This is a genomic window from Clostridium sp. KLE 1755, from assembly GCF_000466465.2.
Classification (GTDB): Bacteria; Bacillota; Clostridia; order Lachnospirales; family Lachnospiraceae; genus Eisenbergiella; species Eisenbergiella porci.
This window is the reverse complement of sequence record NZ_KE992773.1, coordinates 20,927-39,316: the sequence shown is the minus strand read 5'-3', so window position 1 is coordinate 39,316 and position 18,390 is coordinate 20,927. Positions and strand designations below refer to the sequence as shown.

Sequence of the window (18,390 nt, the reverse complement as noted above, 5' to 3'; positions counted from 1 at the left end):
TAAACCCTGCCGTTTCTTCTTCTGCGGAACTGGAGGAACCATTCTCCACCCAGCCAGCCTACCGGCAAATGACATTGTTTGATCTGCCGGAGGTACAAATTGAAAAAATTGCCCAAAAAGAAGCGGAGGCTGCGGCCCCCGCTTCTTCCCGTTCCAGGCAAAAAAAGAAAGAGCAGCCCCAGGGGAACCCTCTGGAAGCGGCCCGCCGGAACCTGTTTGCTGAAAGCGGCAAAGAGGATAACCAGCTTTCTCTTGACCTTGCCGCTATGACAGGCCGCGAATCGGCTTCCGGCCCGGATATCCAGGAAGCGGAGCCGGTGCCGCCCCGTACCCTCAAAGAGATTTACGCAGAATATCAGCCGGTGGTGCTCTCCCGTGTCCTGAATGATGAAGCCTACCAAAATGCACTGAAAAACAGCGATCCGGAAAATATTCGCATAGAGGGTGACGCTGCTGTAAAACGGGCGGTGCTGGCGGTTAATGAACCGGAACTGCTGCGGCTTTACTATGACTTCCCGGAATTTCATACCCGGCTCCACAAGGAAGTGCTGGAAAAGGCGGGGGCGGCTCTGACTGTATCCCAGCCGGAAGCAGCCGGGGGCGGACCGTTAGAAGCCCAAAAGGAGGGTGCCCAGGGAAAGTTACCACCCCAGGCGGTTCCGGTTGTTGAAAGTGCCGGCGCGGGCGGCTCTGATAGCCTTAAACCGTCCGCAAATGTCAGTGCCGTTCCTGCTCGTGACCCGCTGGCCCCGGCTTATCAGGTGGGCGATTCCGTTTATCTGGAAGATACTCTGTTTCAAGTCACCGGCTTAAAACCGGACTATGTGGAATTGCTTGATCCGGCCCTGGCCTATCCTATTTTTCGCTCGGAACGGATTGAAAACTTTGAACGGCTGCTGCGCCAGGATTCGCGGAATGGAGCCATTACGGAATTTCTGGCACCGGCTGTAAACAGCATTGACGCGGATCTCCGGGAAGTCCTGACCGGCGATGGCGGACTGTTGGAACAACGGGATAAGGAACTGCTTGCAGAGTGCTTCCGGGCGGGCGATGGCAACACCCGCATAGCCCAGCGGCTTTCCGATACCTATGCCGGAACCGCCGAAACGATGGAACTTGTGACCGGGGAAACAGCGGACTATTTTGCCAGCACCACCAGCCTGGAAATCAACATTTTTGATAAATACGATACCAAACGCACTTATTCCTGGGCAGACCTCGCGCCGGTTCTGCGTTCCCTTTATCAAGCGGAGCAGAACGGATTTTTCCATGAGCCGGTCATACAGGAGCCGGTGACGTTACAGGGGCCGCCCTCCTATCAGGTGGGCGATTCGGTTCATCTTCCTCTCCCTGGCCGGAATATTGCTGGCACTATCGGCTATGTGGGAGAACTCGATGTACGGATAGATACCGGCCCCTATTCCTGGAGCCATGAAACCATCAGCCGCCCGCAGTTTGAAGAAGCCCTGCGGCATGATGAACGAAATGCCGCCCTGTTCCCGCACGTTCCCGACCTAACCGGCCAATCCATTACCCGAAAGGGAGATTCCCTGACCATCGGCAACGGCCCCGCCACCCATGAGATAGATATTACCGTAACCGATGAAGAATGGCGGCAAATCAAAGAGGCCATTCCCGATCAAGCAGAAATGCAGCCGGAACAGGCACCTGCCGCAGAAAATTTCCATATCACCGATCCTGACCTGGGGGCAGGCGGCCAGAAAACCAAGTTTCAGAATAATGTGGCGGCAATTCGGCTCTTAAAAGACCTGGAATCCCAGGGCCGTTTGGCTGCCCCGGAGGAACAGGAAGTCCTTGCCCGGTATGTGGGCTGGGGCGGACTGCCCCAGGCATTTGACGAAGCCAATGAGAAATGGGCTGCGGAATATGCCGAACTGAAAGAACTGCTGACCCCGGAGGAATATGCGTCGGCCCGTGGCTCTACCCTAAACGCCCATTACACCAGCCCCACGGTCATTCAGAGTATCTATGAAGCGGTGGGCCGTATGGGGATTCAGCCGGAAACTGTTTTAGAACCGGCGATGGGGGTAGGCAACTTCTTCGGGCTGCTGCCGGAAACTATGCAGGGCGCTACTCTGCTGGGGGTGGAACTGGACAGCATTACCGGGCGGCTGGCAGGCCAGCTTTACCCCCAGGCTAAGATTCTGGTAGACGGTTTTGAACATACCAACCTGCCGGATAACTCCATTGATCTGGCGGTGGGCAACGTGCCTTTTGGAAATTATAAGCTGCCCGATCCCCGCTATGACAGCAAAAACCTGTTGATACACGATTACTTTTTTGCGAAAACACTGGATAAAGTGCGGCCGGGCGGCATTGTGGCGTTCATATCCTCCAAGGGAACTCTGGATAAACAGGACAGCACGGTGCGGGAATATCTGGCGCAAAAGGCCGACTTGCTGGGCGCGGTGCGCCTGCCTAACAATGCCTTTGCTAAAAATGCCGGTACGGAAGTCACCAGCGATATTCTGTTCCTCCAAAAGCGTGAAAGCCCGCCGGAACAGCTGCCGGAGTGGGTACATCTGGGCCAGACTGCGGACGGTATCCCCATCAACCGCTATTTTGAACAGCACCCGGAAATGGTGCTGGGTACAATGGCCTGGGATAAAAGCATGTACGGCAATGAGAAAGAAACCACCTGTGAGCCGGTTCCTGGTGCCGCGCTGGAAGAACAGCTTGCGGCTGCGATAGAAAATTTAAGCCAGCCGGATCAGCGTTTGCTTCAGGAAAAAACCGAAGTTACGGTTGATGAACTGTTGGAAAGCCTGGAAGCCCCTGACCCGATGGCGCGGAATTTCAGTTATACGGAAATCGGCGGGAAGCTGTACTTTCTTGAAAACGGCGATAAAACGGCTGTTGATTTGCCCGCTGCCACCGCCCAGCGTATCCGTGGAATGATTGGGCTGCGGGAAATTACCCGTAACCTGATTGATTTGCAGCTTTACGATGGCACCGACGAGGAGATTAAGCAGGCCCAGGCCAAGCTGAATACCGCCTATGACGCTTTTACCGCAAAATTCGGATTGCTGAACAGCACCGGCAACAAACGGGCGTTTGAGCAGGATTCCGCCTACTGCCTGCTTTGCTCCTTAGAAATTCTGGACGAGGACGGGAATTTAGAGCGCAAGGCGGATATGTTCACCAAGCGTACCATCAATCAGCAGGTTTCCATCGACCATGTAGATACCGCCAGTGAAGCCCTGGCCGTTTCCATCGGGGAACGAGCCTGTGTTGACCTGGGCTTTATGTCTACACTGCTGGGCAGGCCGGGCGATGTGGAACCTATCATCGAGGACTTAAAGGGTGTTATTTTCAAAAACCCCGAAGCCGGTTCCAATCCCTATGCCGGTTGGGAAACGGCTGATGAATACCTGTCAGGCAACGTCCGCAAAAAGCTGGCCGCTGCGCGGGTGGCTGCGGAGCGTGACCCGGCCTTTGCTGATAACGTGGCTGCGCTGGAACAGGCCCAGCCAAAAGACCTGTCCGCCGCTGAAATTGATGTGCGGATCGGCGTTACCTGGATAGATACCAGGTATTACACACAGTTTGTCCATGAACTGCTGAAAACTCCCGGCTACCTGCATGAGCAGGTACAGGCCCGGTATTCCCCGGCCACCGGAGAATGGAATGTCAGCGGGAAATCACGGGACAGCGTGAATAACTCCCTGGCCTATGTGACCTATGGCACCAAGCGGCGCAACGCCTACGCGATTATTGAGGACAGCTTAAATCTGCGGGATACCCGGATTTACGATACAATCCACGACCCGGACGGTTCTGATAAACGGGTGCTGAATGTCAAGGAAACCATGCTGGCCCAGCAAAAGCAGGAACAGATACGGGAGGCGTTCAAAAGCTGGATATGGAAAGACCCGGAGCGTCGGGCCGATCTGTGCAGGAAGTATAACGAACTCTACAACGCAATCCGGCCCCGTTCCTACAATGGCGACCATATCCGCTTTTCCGGTATGAACCCGGAAATCTCCCTGCGGCCCCATCAGCGTAATGCCGTGGCCCGTATGCTCTACGGCGGGAACAGCCTGCTGGCCCACTGTGTCGGTGCTGGCAAAACCTTTGAGATTGTAGCTGCGGCCATAGAATCCAAGCGTCTGGGGCTGACGAAAAAAAGCCTTGTAGTGGTGCCGAACCACCTGACCGAACAATGGGGCGCGGACTTCCTGCGGCTCTACCCTGGGGCCAACGTCCTGGTGGCCACCAAAAAAGACTTTGAACCGGCCAACCGGAAGAAATTTTGCAGCCGGATTGCTACCGGCGACTATGACGCTGTGGTGATTGGGCACAGCCAGTTTGAGAAAATCCCTCTTTCCCCGGAGCGTCAGAAATCCATTCTTCAGGAACAGATCGACCAGGTAATCGACGGTATTCAGGAGGCCAAGGCACAGGACGGCGAACGCTACACCATTAAGCAGCTGGAGAAATCCCGAAAGAGCCTGGAAGCGCGTATGGCCAAGTTAAACGACCAGAGCCGCAAGGACGATGTAATCACCTTTGAGGAACTCGGCGTAGATAAGCTGTATGTGGACGAAGCCCACGGCTTCAAAAATTTGTTCCTGGCAACGAAAATGCGGAACGTGGCCGGTATCGGCCAGTCCGAAGCGCAGAAGTCCTCCGATATGTTTGCCAAGTGCCGGTATCTGGACGAGATCACCGGCGGGCGCGGTGTCGTCTTTGCAACGGGAACCCCGGTCAGTAATTCAATGGTCGAACTCTATACCATGATGCGCTACCTGCAATATGACATGCTGAAAGAAAGCGGCCTGGAACACTTTGATAGCTGGGCGGCCAACTTTGGCGAAACCATCACCGCGCTGGAGATGGCCCCGGAGGGCTATACTTTAGTAAGACGATAAATAATGCGTTCCTAAATTGAAAATAGGATATCAAAATCGGTTTTGGAACTTCAAGAATTTTTTTGATTTTCTTGAAAAACAGTTCCGCTTTGTACCCCTATTTTCTCCTATTAGTAGAGGGAGTAATACTTTTAATACTAAACAGATTACATAAGGAAAGGAGGTTAAGAGAATGTCAAGGACTTCAAAGATTACAGCACTTTATGAGCGTTTATCAAGAGATGATGACCTTAATGGTGAGTCAAATTCAATAACCAACCAAAAACAATACTTGGAAGATTACGCCCGAAGAAATGGCTTTACGAATATCCGCCATTTTACTGACGATGGTTTTTCGGGTGTGAATTTCAATCGTCCGAGTTTTCAGGAGTTGATTAAGGAAGTAGAAGCAGGAAATGTCGCAACGATTATTGTTAAGGATATGAGCCGATTAGGACGAAACTATCTGCAAGTCGGCTTTTATACGGAAGTTCTGTTCCCACAGAAAGATGTCCGTTTTCTTGCAATAAACAACAGCATTGACAGTAATAATGCTTCTGATAATGACTTTGCCCCATTTTTGAATATAATGAACGAATGGTACGCCAAAGACACAAGCAATAAAATCAAGGCTGTGTTTGACGCCCGTATGAAAGACGGGAAGCGTTGCAGTGGTTCAATCCCTTATGGATATAACCGATTAGCAACCGACAAACAAACGCTTGTCGTTGACCCTGTGGCTTCTGAGGTAGTAAAGCGTATCTTTCTGCTTGCCAACGAGGGAAAAAGTCCGAGAGCAATCGCTGAATTGCTTACCGAAGAAAAGGTTTTAATTCCGGCGGCACACGCAAGGGAATATCACCCCGAACAGTATAATGGAATAAAGTTTACAGACCCGTATCTTTGGGGAATGTCAACCATAAGAGGGATTTTAAGCAGACAGGAATATCTCGGTCATACCGTTTTGCGTAAATCGGTCAGTACGAATTTCAAACTGCACAAAAGGAAGAATACCGATGAAGATGAACAGTATGTATTTTATAATACGCACGAGCCTATCATCACGCAGGAACTTTGGGACAGCGTTCAGAAGCGAAAGAAACGAGCAAACAGAACAGCCACAAAAGGTACGCATAGCAACCGTTTAAGCGGTTATCTGTACTGTGCAGATTGTGGAAGAAGAATGACCCTGCAAACGCATTACAGTAAAAAAGACCGTTCGGTGCAGTATTCTTACCGTTGCGGTGGGTATGCAAGCAAAGTAAACTCCTGCTCTGCCCATTCAATTAGTGCTGATAATGTTGAAACCTTGATATTATCGGCTGTAAAACGATTATCAAGATTTGTTCTGAATGACGAAGAAGCCTTTGCAAAAGAACTTCAAGCCTTATGGAATGAAAAGCAGACAGAAAAGCCAAAGCAGAATAAATCGGAATTGCTCCGTTTTCAGAAGCGATACGATGAGCTTTCCAAACTCATTCGTGGTTTGTATGAAAATCTTGTTTCGGGTTTACTGCCCGAAAGACAGTACAAGCAACTGATGAAGCAGTACGATGACGAGCAGGCTGAACTGGAAACGAAGATTGAAGTAATGGAAAAGGAACTTGCCGAAGAAAAAGTAAATGCTGTTGATATTAAGCATTTCATTTCTTTAATTCGCAAGTGCAAAGAGCCGACAGAAATTTCCGATTTGATGTTTGCTGAACTCATTGACAAGATTGTGGTATATGAAGCAGAGGGTGTGGGAAAAGCAAGGACACAAAAGGTTGATATTTACTTCAACTATGTCGGGCGGGTCGATATTGCTTATACAGAAGAAGAACTTGCTGAAATAAAGGCACAGGAAGAACAGATCGAGATGGAACGCTTGGCAAAACAGCGTGAGCGTGAAATAGCCTACCGAGAGAAGCGAAAGGCGAAAAAACTCGCTGAAACCGGTGGAGAAATCGTCAAGACAAAGATATGCCCTCACTGTCAAAAAGAGTTTGTGCCTACAAGTAACCGACAGATATTCTGTTCAAAGGATTGCTGCTATCAGGCAAGGCAGGACCAAAAGAAAGCCGACAGAGAAGCAGAAAGAGGAAATCATTATTATCGTCAGCGTGTCTGTGCTGTGTGTGGCAGTACCTACTGGCCTACACACAGTCAGCAGAAATTCTGTTCCGAGGAATGTCAAAAGCAAAACCACAACGAGAAATCTTTGGAATTTTATCACAAGAAGCAAAAGGAGAAATCAGAATGCAAAGATTTATTACAGACGAAAGAACTGGTATCCAGTACGAACTCATCGGAGATTATTACTATCCCTGCTTGACGATAGAAAACGAAGAACCGTCTACGCTCATAAAATACGGAAGAACGAGGGAAAAATATTTAAGGGAACACAAGAAAGTCTTATATTTCAATCTGCTTACAAGCGGAAAGTTATATGAACACCTTGCTGAAATTGATACTTCGGCGTGTAATATGGCGGAGTATCTGATAAAGGAAATGGCAAGAAAACAAGGTGTGACGGAACAACTGAAAGCGGAGGATATGATGAGATGGGTCGGATTGATGAATAATATCCGAGCCTGTGCAGATGAGATTGTATTGAACGATATTGTGTATTCCTAATAGCATACCAGCCGAAAAGGAACTGCTGTCTTAATTGATGGCAGTTTTCTTTTTCGGGAAGTATTCAAGAAGTCATTAAGTTGTGAGTGTAGTCGAAGTAGTTTGAAGTATTGAAAAAAATGATGACTTTTGTTATAATGTTTAATGGAAGGTTGTATTTTATTAGGAATAACGAAATGAATTTGTAGGTGAGAGTATGAAGAAGAATAGAAAATACAAAAAGATAAAGATAATAATGGTTTTTACAACAGTCTTGCTTATAGCGTTTGTAGCAGTAGTTGGATTATATAAAACAGGGATTTATCGTTTTGATTTTTTTAAGGATGTGTATAAAAAAATCGATTTTCAACTGAGTACAAATGAGCTTAACATTCCTCAGGACGCTCTTTCGTTTTCTGTTTATGATATTGAACAGGGTGAATATTTATTTTACGAGGGAGATAGCCAATTGCCCACAGTAGCAAGTTTGGCAAAACTATTTGTCATTGACTATGCTTTGACAAAAGTTAACTTGGAAGATGTTATTGAAGTAAATCAAGAGGTATTGGATCTTGTGCCGGCTGGGTCATCTTTAGCAAATCTAAAAGTTGGGAAGTACACAGTAAAAGAAATAATGGAAGCTATGCTTGTTCCTTCGGGAAACGATGCTGCCTATTCGTTGGCATATTATATTGCTAAAAATGAATTAGGAGAGGGCTATACAGCAACGGAATATATAAATTATTTTATGACAGAGCTAAGTGAGTATTTAATTGAAGAAGGCTATTCTAAAACAAATTTGTATAATGATCCGAGCGGGGCAGCTATGTCAGCCGATACACATTTGGATGATATTAATCGTGTAGCCTTGAAGCTTTATAATTATGATTTTGTTAAAGAATGTGTAGGGAAAAGCACTTTCTCAATTCAAACTCCACAAGGTGAATTTACTTGGAAAAATACCAATAAGTTTTTAGATAAAAAGTCACCGTACTATAATGAAAATGTAAAAGGAATAAAAACAGGAACTATGGCATCTTCCTATAATATTGTTGTTCTTTATAAAAAAGATGGCAAGGAATATTTGATTACCTGCTTGGCATCATTATCAGATGAAGGAAGATATAAAGCAGTGCAGTCCGCTATAAATACAATTATTAAATGATGTCGAAATATCTTTTAATTAAAGCGTTAAAGTGTCGTGGACAAGATAAAGATTAGTTTGGTGAAACAACAATAGTTGAAGTACGAAAAACATCGTAGAAATACGGTGTTTTTTGTTACCCCAAACCCTACAATTTTATACATAACCACAGGTTAGTACAAATACCTTGTGTGATTTTTTGAAAGGCTTAGAAAGGCAATTTTGCCCGATTTTCGCCCCGAGAAATGACAGAAACAAGGCAGTAAGTATCTTCCCTGTGGTTTTTTGTTTTCAGGCGGAAAGGAGGATTGATATGCCGAGAATGAGTAAGAAACGGAAACAAGAGTGGGCATTGTTTCTGAATGAAAGAAATCGCATTACCTACAACGAACTTTGCAGAAAATGCAGTAATGACTGTAAGCAGAGTTTCCGCTGTATCGTGGTGCTCTGCCCGAAGTATTTATCGAAAAGGAGAACGAAGAACAATGATGAAAATGGAAAATGAGATGAATGTAAATGTACCGCTTGAAATTATCAAGGCAAGTGAGATTGAACCGAAAGAAGTGAAATGGCTGTGGTATCCGTATATTCCGTTCGGCAAGGTTACGCTCTTGCAGGGCGATCCTGGCGATGGGAAAAGCAAGTTAATGCTTTCCATAGCCGCCCTGCTCTCAAAGGGAGAACCTCTCCCCTTTACCGAAGAAGAAACAGAGCCTATGACAGTCATCTATCAGACAACGGAAGATGATGCAGACGATACGGTAGTCCCCCGTTTTAACTCTGCCGGTGGGAACGGAGAAAATCTTATCTTCATCAAAGAAGATGAAAAATCTTTATCCTTTGGAGATAACCGTATTGCTGAAGCAATCGAAAGGTATCACGCAAAACTTTTAATTCTTGACCCGATGAGTTCCTATATCGGAGAGAACTGTTCAATGAACAATGCCAACGAAACAAGGGCAGAGTTTAATCACTTGATTGCAGTTGCAAAAAATACAGGCTGTGCCATCGTGATTATCGCTCATATGAACAAGATGAGAGATACCAACCCTCTTTATCGTACCAACGGTTCTATTGATATTGCGGGTGCTGCAAGAAGTATTCTTGCAATCACACGCACACCGAACAAAGAAGCACCGGCGGCAAGATATATGGTTCAAGTGAAATCCAACCTTGCCCCGACAGGCTCTGCAATTCTCTTTGAGGTTGCAGAAAAGGGAGTGGACTTTATTTCTGAAATGGAAATGACAGCAGAAGAAGCGTTCCAGTCCCTTGCCCCTAAAATGGGCAGACCGAACGACAAGGAAATCAAGGCGAAAGAATTTCTTTTAGAAATGCTGAAAGACGGAGAAATGCTTTCTTCGGATTGCGAAGAAAGACTTGAAGCCGCAGGGTTCAAGAAATCGACCATCAAAAAGGCAAAGAAGAAAGCAGGCGTTATCTCACGAAAACGAGGCTTTCTGTGGTACTGGTCTTTGCCGATGGGCGATATACCGAGAGAATAAAAGCAGGCTGTCTGATGGCGGGACAGTCTGTTTTTATGATTGAGGTATCTAAAGGAGGTCAAGGGGGAACTCCCTTGCCCACGACATCTTTGCAGACGAAGTCTGAAAGTGTCATAGTGGGTTACACACATTCAAAGAATGTTGTGTAATGGCTTCGCCCTGTCTGGAAAGGAGAGCAAAATGGCAAAAAACAATAAGGCGGATATGAGTTGTGCAAGGGTAAAAAAGTACACCGCTTCTGATGTGAGTAAGGCAGAAAGACACAACGAACGCAAGAATGAAACCTATGAAAATATGAATGTGATTGTGGAACGAATACCCTTTAATGTGCATTTCAAAAAGCCGACAGCCCCGACCTATATGGAACAGTTAAAGCAGATGGAAACAGACGGTCAGGTGTCGCTTCGTGGGTTAAGGAAAGACGCAACGCTGTTTAATGAGATTGTGATTGATGTGAACACGATGTACTTCGAGCGTAACGGCGGTTATGAATACGCAAAGCAGTTTTATGAAGAAGCCTATCATTTTATTGAAGAAAAATTCGGTGCGGACAATGTTATATCGGCGGTAATGCACGCTGATGAAATCAATGTAGCCGCAAGCGAAGAACTTGGAAAAGAGGTTTACCACTATCATCTTCACGCTATGGTTCTGCCTGTGGTGGAGAAAGAAATCTTGTGGAGTAAGCGTTGCAAAGACGAGAAATTGCGAGGAACAGTTAAGGAAGTGGTTAATCAGATTAGCCATTCAAAGAAATGGAAATCGGATATTCCGATGACCGATGAAAAAGGAAATCCGTTGCTAAGAAAGAACGGGAAACCGATGTTCCGAGCTTCGTACAGCATACTGCAAGATGAATTGTTTCACTATATGACGGAACAAGGGTTCAAAGGCTTTCAGCGTGGCGAATACGGAAGTACAGCAGAGCATTTGACTTCCCTGCAATATCAAATCCAACAGGACAAAGAGCGATTGGAGAAGTTGCAGAAGCGTATTCAAAAGGAACAGGTTAAGTATGAGCCTGCCCGTCATATTTCCAAAACCTTAAACGAGATTGACAGTATGGGACAGAAAACATTCACAGGCAAAATGGCAATTTCCCAAAAGGACTATTCTGAGCTGACTGCCCTTGCCAAAGAGGGTATCACAAGTCGTGCGGAAATCAAAAAATTTGAGCAGAGTGCAAATTTTTACCGACAGAAGTATATGGACAGTGCAAACGCATTGGAACGAATGAAAACCAAATACAACGAACTGAAAGAAAAGTGCAGACCTTTTCTTGAAGCGTTGGAACATTTCCCCGAAGTTGCCAAACTTTTTACCGAAAAAGTGAAGCAACTTTTTTCTTTTAAGGAAGCACAGGAACGAGCCGAAAAAGAAGCAAGGGAAAAAGAAAGACAGGAGCGTATCAAGGCACGAAAGAGCAAGCGAGGTATGGAAAGATAACCTTTTCCATTATACTCACGACTTAATGACTTCTTGATATGTTCCGATGAAACAGGCTGTATTTGTGGGGTGTTCCAAACGGAATGCCCCACAATCAATTTATGAAAAGGAGAAAATGATTATATGAAAGAGAATATTTTATCTTATACAACACGAATAGGCAAAACAACTTTTATTGTAAATGTGAAGCAATCGGAAAGTGCGAAGAAGCCTTTGAATACGGTGTTTCAAGAGATATGCAGACACGAGATGTTAGGAGATTTTTCAGCGGATAAATATTTGAATTTAGAAAACTTACAAAAATCATCTTGACAAACTCGTTCCCGAGGGCACCGGCTTCCGTTCCAAGACCCGGTTTGCTAAGTTTTTCAACCTCCCGGAACTTATGTCCATGTGGCGGGAAGCGGCGGACATTCAAACCGCTGAAATGTTGAAGCTGCCTGTGCCGGAAGCAGATAAAATCACGGTAGTCACCAAGCCAAGCGATTTTCAGCGGGCGATGGTGGAGGATTTGGGCGAACGGGCCGATCTGGTACGCACTCGACAGGTGGAACCCCGCCAGGACAATATGCTGAAAATCACGTCGGACGGAAGAAAGCTGGCCCTGGATCAGCGGCTGGCCGACCCCTCCCTGCCCGATGACCCGGAGAGCAAAATCAATTCCTGTGTCAAAAATGTGCTTCAGGTGTGGCGTGATACAGCGGAAATCAAGGGCACCCAGCTTGTATTCTGCGATTTGTCCACCCCGAAAAACGACGGTTCATTCAATGCCTATGATGATATAAAACAAAAGCTGATGGCCCAGGGCGTACCGCCGGAGGAAATCGCCTATATCCACGACGCGAAAACCGAAACGCAGAAAGCCGAATTGTTTGCCAAAGTACGGAAAGGCCAGGTGCGGGTGCTTTTAGGCTCCACGGCCAAAATGGGCGCGGGAACCAACGTCCAGACCCGGCTTGCCGCCCTGCACCATCTGGATTGTCCGTGGCGGCCAGCGGATATTGAACAGCGTGAGGGCCGGATTCTGCGCCAAGGCAATCTGAATGAGGTTGTTAAGATTTTCAAGTATGTAACGGAAAACACTTTTGACGCTTATAACTGGAGCATTTTGGAGAACAAGCAAAAGTTTATCGGCCAGCTTATGAGTGGTAAAAATCCCTCCCGTTCCTGTGAGGATGTGGACGAAGCCGCCCTGTCCTACGCAGAGGTCAAAGCCCTGGCTTCCGGCGACCCGCGCATTATTGAAATGACCGATTTAGACAGTCAGGTGACAAAGCTGAAGCTGCTGAAAGCCAACCACGAGGGCCAGCGGTATATGCTGGAAGATCGCTTAATTCAATTTTTCCCCCAGGCTATCAAGCGCAGGCAGGAACAAATCAAGGGCCTGGAAGAAGATATTGCCCACTTGCAGGCACACCCCCAGGATAAAGATCACTTCTCTATCTCTTTGGCCGGGGAACTTTACACGGAGCGCAAGGCGGCAGGTCAGGCAATCATCGAAGCCTGCACACAAATGAAAAATGTATCGGAACGGATTGACCTGGGCGAATACCGGGGCTTCCCGCTGACCTTATGGGCAGATACACAGACGCAAAAATTTCAGGTGACGATGAAGCACAGCCTTTCCCATACCATTGAATTGGGCAGCGACCCCGTGGGCAATATGGCCCGTTTGGATCACGCGCTGAACATCATGGTAGAGAATTTGGAGGAAAACCGGGCCAACCTGGAAAACCTGACCGCACAGATGGAGGAAGCAAAGATTGAGGTACAGCGGTCATTCCCCCAGGAACAGGAACTTGCCGAAAAATCTGACCGGCTGAACGTGCTGCGGATTGCCCTGAATATGGACGGAAAAACGGTGGGCAAGCGCCAGCGGGAAGCGGAGGAGCTGGAAAGCGATACCCAGGGCGGCCAGCCCTCCATTAAAGGTATGCTCAAACGCCTGGGCGTGGAATCTGCGGCTACGGCTTCCCCTCCCGCCAAAGGAAAAGACATGGAGGTGGCAATCTGATGAAACCGCACAGCGGGCGAACAATCCCGCTTTATTTCAAGGTATCACCTGAAGAAAAGGAACTCATAGAAAAAAAGATGGCCCAGCTTGGTATTCACAACCAGCGGGCCTACCTGCGAAAGATGGCGGTGGACGGTTATGCCGTCCGGGTGGATATGTCCGACTTCAAAGCCCTGGTGTCGCTGCTGCGGATCTGCTCTAACAACTTAAACCAGATCGCCAAACGGGTGAACAGCACCGGCAATCTCTATGAGGAAGATGTGGCCGACCTGCAGGAACGGTATGGGGAACTTTGGGGCGCGGTCAGTACCCTGCTGGGGAAGCTGGACAATTTATAAAAACTGCCTTTACTGTATCGCTTTAATGTGTTATAGTGTATCCGTAAATAAGTTTGCAAAGGAGGTTGCGCGAATGAGAATTATAATAAAGATTTTGCTGTTCCCCATCGTCCTGGCTCTGACGCTTCTGGTAGCGTTCTGCCGGTTCTTCTGCCTGTTTTCCGGCATGGTGCTCGGCATTGTCGCGTTTCTGTTGTTCCTGCTGGGGATCGTGGTATTGTTCGCCGGACGGGTGGACGGATTTATCGGCTTCCTGGTTCTGGCGTGGCTGGTAAGCCCCTACGGACTGCCGCTGGCGGCCTCCTGGCTGACGGAACGGGTGGCGGACTTTAACCACATGCTGAAATCTATTTGATACAAAAAAGCTGACCGGGCGCGGCATTCTAAACGGGTGCCGCGTCCATGTTCTTAAAGTAGATCAAAATAAAGGTGAGGTGTGACTATGAAATCTTACGATGAAATAGAAAAAGCATATGCGGATATGGTAGCGGACAGTAAAATATCCGATAGGCTTAGAACTCTGCTAAAAGAGAAACGGGCCAGAATGGAGCAGGTGCAAAAGGAACAGATATATGGTTATAAAGTGAATGACAAAAACCTGCTTGTAGTTGATGATCTACCGGCTGAGAATGTGAAATTTATCTTTTACAAGATAGAGGAATATATACAGAATCCTCCGGCCGAACTGGTAACAGAGGTAATGGAACGCCATAAAGGCTGGAACACAGAATTGACTTATGAGGAAGCTATCCCACTGGTTAGCCTTTCAGCCATACAGGAATATGTAGCAGAAGAATTGTCCGTTAAAAATATGGCGTTCATTCTCTCTGAGTGCCCACAATCGGCGGAAAACCTGCGGGCAATCCTGGCACGGCCTTTTGCTGATTTTCCTGCTGATGATATTCGGAGGGCATACCGGGATAAAGTACAGGCAGAAAATTCTAACTCGCTTCTGGATTGGAAAAAGCGGGTACGGAGGGTATCGCGCAATTCTATTTACACGGGAACCATAACATTGGAACGACGGCTTGGCTCTCCCTCTTTACAAAAGCAGTGTGCCCTGGAACGGGTGGAACTCTTTGACCATCAAGCACTTGTTTCTAAAGAGCAGTTTGAACAGGTAAACAGGATATTGAAAGAAGCAAAACGAGAAAAAACACATATGGAAATTTAACATCTCTCACTGAACCGCAGATCATAACTGGTCTGCGGTTCTTTTTATCGAAAGGAGGGTCAGCAGGTGGCAATTTCCAAAATAAAACCTCGTCATGCCAGTGAGGGCCGCAGTATCGCGGCGGTACTGAAAGATCGGCTTGACTACGACAAAAATCCTGAGAAAACAAAGGGCGGCCTGCTGGTATCCTCCTATCAGTGCAGCGCAGATACCGCGTGGCAGGAATTTACCGTCAGTAAGCAGATTTATGAAGCCACTACCGGGAGGCGGCGCGATCCAGACGAAGATGTTATTTCCTATCTGTTAATTCAATCTTTTCGGCCAGGAGAAATTACACCGGAGGAAGCAAACCGGCTGGGGTATCAGCTTGCCTTGGAATTTACCGGCGGCCAGCACCAATTCATTGTAGCTACTCATATAGATAAGCACCACATTCATTGTCACATCGAGTTTAACAGTACCACTTTGGACTGCACCCACAAATTCAACAATTACTGGAATACCTACAAAACAATCCGGCAGATCAATGACCGGCTGTGTCAGGAACATAAGTTATCCGTCATTAAGGAGCCAAAAGAAAAAGGAAAGCATTATGCAGAATGGGCCAATGAAAAGCGTGGCTCAAGCTGGAAAGCGAAGCTGCGCCGGACGATTGACCGGGTGTTGCCTACGGTGTCCAGCTATGAGGAATTTTTGGCGGCCATGCGGCGGGAGGGCTATGAGATTCAGACTACCAGGAACATTCTTAGTTTCCGCCTATCCGGTGAGGGTCAGGAGCGTTTTACCCGAACCAGAACGCTGGGAACCGATTATACAGAGGAAGCCTTAAAAAGCCGCATTGGACAACCACAAAAACGCCCGCGTCGGCGTACTGCACAGCTTCAAAAAAATGGCCGTATCAATTTGCTGCTTGATATTCAAAGCCGTTTGCAGGGGCGCGGGCCAGGCTATGAACGCTGGCTGAAAATTCATAACCTGAAAGAAGCGGCACGGACGCTCAATTACCTAACGGAGCATGACATTACAGAGTACGATGTGTTGGCGGCCCAGGCCGCTTCCACCGCTTCGGAGTTTGAAAAGGTGTCTGCTTCCATCAAGCAATATGAACACCGTATTGAGCAGGTGGCGGCTCTGAAAACACACATCATCAATTATGCGAAAACTCATGATACCTATGTGGCCTACCGAAAGGCCAGTCCCAGGGAAAAGGCGGCGTTTCGTTCTGCCCATGAAGCGGATCTGCTGTTACATGAAGCTGCAAAACGGGCCTTTAACGATTTAGGCACAAAGAAGCTGCCCACGGTTAAAATTTTGCAGGCGGAATATGCTGACTTGCTCGCTAAGAAGAAAACAGCTTATGAGGATTTCAAACGCTTGCGGAAAGAAAGCCAGGAATTGCAGACAGTCAAGGCAAATGTAGACGCGCTTCTGCGTATTGAGCAGGTACAGGACTACGAACAGGAAAAAGAGAAAAATCAGGAACAGGGCCGGTAAAGCCGCACTGCGGTTTTACCGCCTTGTCTACCCAAAAGCAAAAGCCGGGAACGGTGTCAAGGGTAAAATGAACGCGCCACGGCGCGCCCCTGACACCGTTCCCGGCTTTTGCTATGTCCTTGCTCTTTAAGCGTCCGCCAGGGCGCGGCAGCCACCATGCTCCGCATGGTGTTCGGCCCACACATTTCTGTGTTGGGCCGGGGGCTTGGGGAACTCCCCAACAAGCGGAAAGGGGTAGCCTTTTGGTCGGGAGAACGAAGTGAAAACGGGCAAAAGGATATCCCTTTCCATTGCTTGCTAACTAATATTTTTCTGGAACCCGAATATTAGCTACATGATAAAATTTATGTTTTTCTACCATATGCTTCTTCATACGACTCAAATTGTAACGATAACAATCTGCTATGCCATCCGCAAAGGAATCTGCATTACCTTCCCTTAACTGTTGAAGCGCAAGAATAACTTGCTTGTTGAGATGTGAAAGTGTATGTTTCTTGGACGGATAATAAGCAAAATGGTGTCCCCATTCAAGAAGATGATTGGTTTCAGACAATATAACATATAAAGGTTCTAACGTGGTATTTCTCATTATGGCTTTCAAAATATCCGACAAATAAATAGAGTCAGAAGAAGTAAATCTATCTGCCAACTCGTCCAGTTCTTCTTTAGTAAACTGTGGAGCAGCAGCTAAAGCGGCAGGACGAATAATTAGTACCATTAACTGCAAAGCGTGAAGGTAACGTAGTGCTTTTTCTACATATCCGGAATTAAGAGCCAGCTGATGAAGTTTCGTATCATCCGGTTCTATCACTATAGTACCTTTACCATTTAATGTCTTTACGAAACCTCTTTGCTCGAGTTCTGATAATGCCTTTCTGACCGTCGATATAGAGACCTCATACTGGTTGGCCAGTTGTTTTTCATATGGAAGAAACATTCCAACAGAATACTCTCCAAGACCGATTTTTAGATTCAAGTCATCAACAATTTTTGAGTAACAATAATCCTGACCACGCATGGGATTCCACGAGAACTTCAAACCAGTTTGTGCAGGACATTTGGTAGTGCTATCTGACAGGTAATTTAACGTATTCTCAATGGAATCCGCAAGTTTTTGATACATATTTGATAACTGGTCATACTTCGTAAGTGGATCATCGCCCTTTAATATGTCAATAACACTGGTTGCAGATAAAGGCCCCTGTAAAAAGTATTTAGAGAAATAAGTACACTCTTCTGTAAAAAATGCAAGCTTATTATAAAGGCCAAACGTAGAGTAGAGTTCGCTGAATAGGGAATTACCACCTATTCTCAATATATCATATCCTAATTTAGAAAAGGAACGCCATACACCGGGGGCATGTCCCAAACGCAATGCTTTCATAGCCTGCTTATAGTGGGGCATTATCTCCACATCACACCCCTGCAAAGCAAAAACCATAAGGGAAGGCAGTATTAGAGCAAAAGTCTGATATACCTGTAAAATGCTTTCCTTTTGCTTTAGAATCTCCAAAACAATATTTGATGAACTACAGGTATCTTTTTTTGAAACAACAATCGGCGCAAGGCGAGGCTGAATATCAACCAGTCCTTCCGCCCTCAATGCTTCGAAAACACGATTAATCGTATATCTGCTAACATGGAATTGTTCGCAATACATCCTTGAAGATGGCAAGGCATTTCCATGAGGTATCTGTCCATCTAAAATACACTGCTTAATTTCATTATATACAAATTCAAATTTTGTCTCTTGTGGTTTCATAACTTGCCTCCTTGCTGTCTGGATTATATCATGGTGTGTCTATTTTG

14 protein-coding genes are annotated in these 18,390 nt (G+C 46.7%); 13 read left to right on the top strand and 1 reads right to left on the bottom strand.

All coding sequences use genetic code 11. The annotated features are described in order from the left end of the window. From HMPREF1548_RS25245 to HMPREF1548_RS25185, 13 genes are all read left to right on the top strand, one after another. A partial coding sequence (locus HMPREF1548_RS25245) for a helicase-like domain-containing protein (RefSeq protein WP_198168686.1) occupies positions 1 to 4,892 on the top strand: 4,892 nt, incomplete at its 5' end. 172 nt (positions 4,893 to 5,064) lie between these two features. Further along, positions 5,065 to 7,185: a recombinase family protein gene (locus tag HMPREF1548_RS25240; protein ID WP_021639598.1), complete on the top strand. Its 2,121-nt coding sequence runs from the start codon at positions 5,065 to 5,067 to the stop codon at positions 7,183 to 7,185. Then, positions 7,110 to 7,487, top strand: a complete 378-nt coding sequence (locus HMPREF1548_RS25235) for a TnpV protein (protein ID WP_032089827.1) — start codon at positions 7,110 to 7,112, stop codon at positions 7,485 to 7,487. Before HMPREF1548_RS25240 ends, HMPREF1548_RS25235 begins: the two co-directional genes overlap by 76 nt. Positions 7,488 to 7,683: 196 nt before the next feature. Further along, positions 7,684 to 8,631, top strand: a complete 948-nt coding sequence (locus tag HMPREF1548_RS25230) for a serine hydrolase (RefSeq protein WP_021639596.1) — start codon at positions 7,684 to 7,686, stop codon at positions 8,629 to 8,631. A gap of 292 nt (positions 8,632 to 8,923) precedes the next feature. Continuing rightward, complete coding sequence (locus HMPREF1548_RS30695) at positions 8,924 to 9,115, top strand: hypothetical protein (RefSeq protein ID WP_035323891.1); 192 nt, start codon at positions 8,924 to 8,926, stop codon at positions 9,113 to 9,115. Beyond that, on the top strand, positions 9,096 to 10,115 hold the full coding sequence (locus HMPREF1548_RS25220) for an AAA family ATPase (RefSeq protein ID WP_021639594.1): 1,020 nt from the start codon (positions 9,096 to 9,098) through the stop codon (positions 10,113 to 10,115). Before HMPREF1548_RS30695 ends, HMPREF1548_RS25220 begins: the two co-directional genes overlap by 20 nt. Positions 10,116 to 10,295: 180 nt before the next feature. Then, a complete protein-coding gene (locus tag HMPREF1548_RS25215; RefSeq protein WP_035323888.1) occupies positions 10,296 to 11,561 on the top strand; it encodes a plasmid recombination protein in 1,266 nt (421 codons plus the stop codon). 123 nt (positions 11,562 to 11,684) lie between these two features. Continuing rightward, positions 11,685 to 11,873 (top strand): transposon-encoded TnpW family protein, encoded by a 189-nt coding sequence (locus HMPREF1548_RS25210; protein WP_021639592.1) that lies wholly within the window; start codon positions 11,685 to 11,687, stop codon positions 11,871 to 11,873. A 79-nt stretch (positions 11,874 to 11,952) separates the two neighbouring features. Further along, complete coding sequence (locus HMPREF1548_RS25205) at positions 11,953 to 13,575, top strand: helicase-related protein (protein ID WP_051358477.1); 1,623 nt, start codon at positions 11,953 to 11,955, stop codon at positions 13,573 to 13,575. Beyond that, positions 13,575 to 13,913: a plasmid mobilization protein gene (locus tag HMPREF1548_RS25200; RefSeq protein ID WP_021639590.1), complete on the top strand. Its 339-nt coding sequence runs from the start codon at positions 13,575 to 13,577 to the stop codon at positions 13,911 to 13,913. The genes HMPREF1548_RS25205 and HMPREF1548_RS25200 overlap by 1 nt, the downstream gene beginning before the upstream one ends. A 73-nt stretch (positions 13,914 to 13,986) precedes the next feature. After that, a complete protein-coding gene (locus HMPREF1548_RS25195) occupies positions 13,987 to 14,268 on the top strand; it encodes a CD1845 family protein (protein WP_025489049.1) in 282 nt (93 codons plus the stop codon). A 189-nt stretch (positions 14,269 to 14,457) separates the two neighbouring features. Next, positions 14,458 to 15,087 (top strand): recombinase family protein, encoded by a 630-nt coding sequence (locus tag HMPREF1548_RS25190; protein WP_181970178.1) that lies wholly within the window; start codon positions 14,458 to 14,460, stop codon positions 15,085 to 15,087. A gap of 66 nt (positions 15,088 to 15,153) precedes the next feature. Beyond that, on the top strand, positions 15,154 to 16,581 hold the full coding sequence (locus HMPREF1548_RS25185; protein WP_021639587.1) for a relaxase/mobilization nuclease domain-containing protein: 1,428 nt from the start codon (positions 15,154 to 15,156) through the stop codon (positions 16,579 to 16,581). 301 nt (positions 16,582 to 16,882) lie between these two features. Here HMPREF1548_RS25185 and HMPREF1548_RS25180 read toward each other — a convergent pair whose 3' ends face one another. After that, positions 16,883 to 18,343: a GntR family transcriptional regulator gene (locus HMPREF1548_RS25180; protein WP_021639585.1), complete on the bottom strand. Its 1,461-nt coding sequence runs from the start codon at positions 18,341 to 18,343 to the stop codon at positions 16,883 to 16,885. Positions 18,344 to 18,390 lie beyond the last annotated feature (47 nt).

Coding starts and splice junctions, on each gene's coding strand:
- HMPREF1548_RS25240 (WP_021639598.1), top strand. CDS start 5,065: ATGTCAAGGACTTCAAAGATTACAGCACTTTATGAGCGTTTATCAAGA.
- HMPREF1548_RS25235 (WP_032089827.1), top strand. CDS start 7,110: ATGCAAAGATTTATTACAGACGAAAGAACTGGTATCCAGTACGAACTC.
- HMPREF1548_RS25230 (WP_021639596.1), top strand. CDS start 7,684: ATGAAGAAGAATAGAAAATACAAAAAGATAAAGATAATAATGGTTTTT.
- HMPREF1548_RS30695 (WP_035323891.1), top strand. CDS start 8,924: ATGCCGAGAATGAGTAAGAAACGGAAACAAGAGTGGGCATTGTTTCTG.
- HMPREF1548_RS25220 (WP_021639594.1), top strand. CDS start 9,096: ATGATGAAAATGGAAAATGAGATGAATGTAAATGTACCGCTTGAAATT.
- HMPREF1548_RS25215 (WP_035323888.1), top strand. CDS start 10,296: ATGGCAAAAAACAATAAGGCGGATATGAGTTGTGCAAGGGTAAAAAAG.
- HMPREF1548_RS25210 (WP_021639592.1), top strand. CDS start 11,685: ATGAAAGAGAATATTTTATCTTATACAACACGAATAGGCAAAACAACT.
- HMPREF1548_RS25205 (WP_051358477.1), top strand. CDS start 11,953: ATGTGGCGGGAAGCGGCGGACATTCAAACCGCTGAAATGTTGAAGCTG.
- HMPREF1548_RS25200 (WP_021639590.1), top strand. CDS start 13,575: ATGAAACCGCACAGCGGGCGAACAATCCCGCTTTATTTCAAGGTATCA.
- HMPREF1548_RS25195 (WP_025489049.1), top strand. CDS start 13,987: ATGAGAATTATAATAAAGATTTTGCTGTTCCCCATCGTCCTGGCTCTG.
- HMPREF1548_RS25190 (WP_181970178.1), top strand. CDS start 14,458: ATGGAGCAGGTGCAAAAGGAACAGATATATGGTTATAAAGTGAATGAC.
- HMPREF1548_RS25180 (WP_021639585.1), bottom strand. CDS start 18,343: ATGAAACCACAAGAGACAAAATTTGAATTTGTATATAATGAAATTAAG.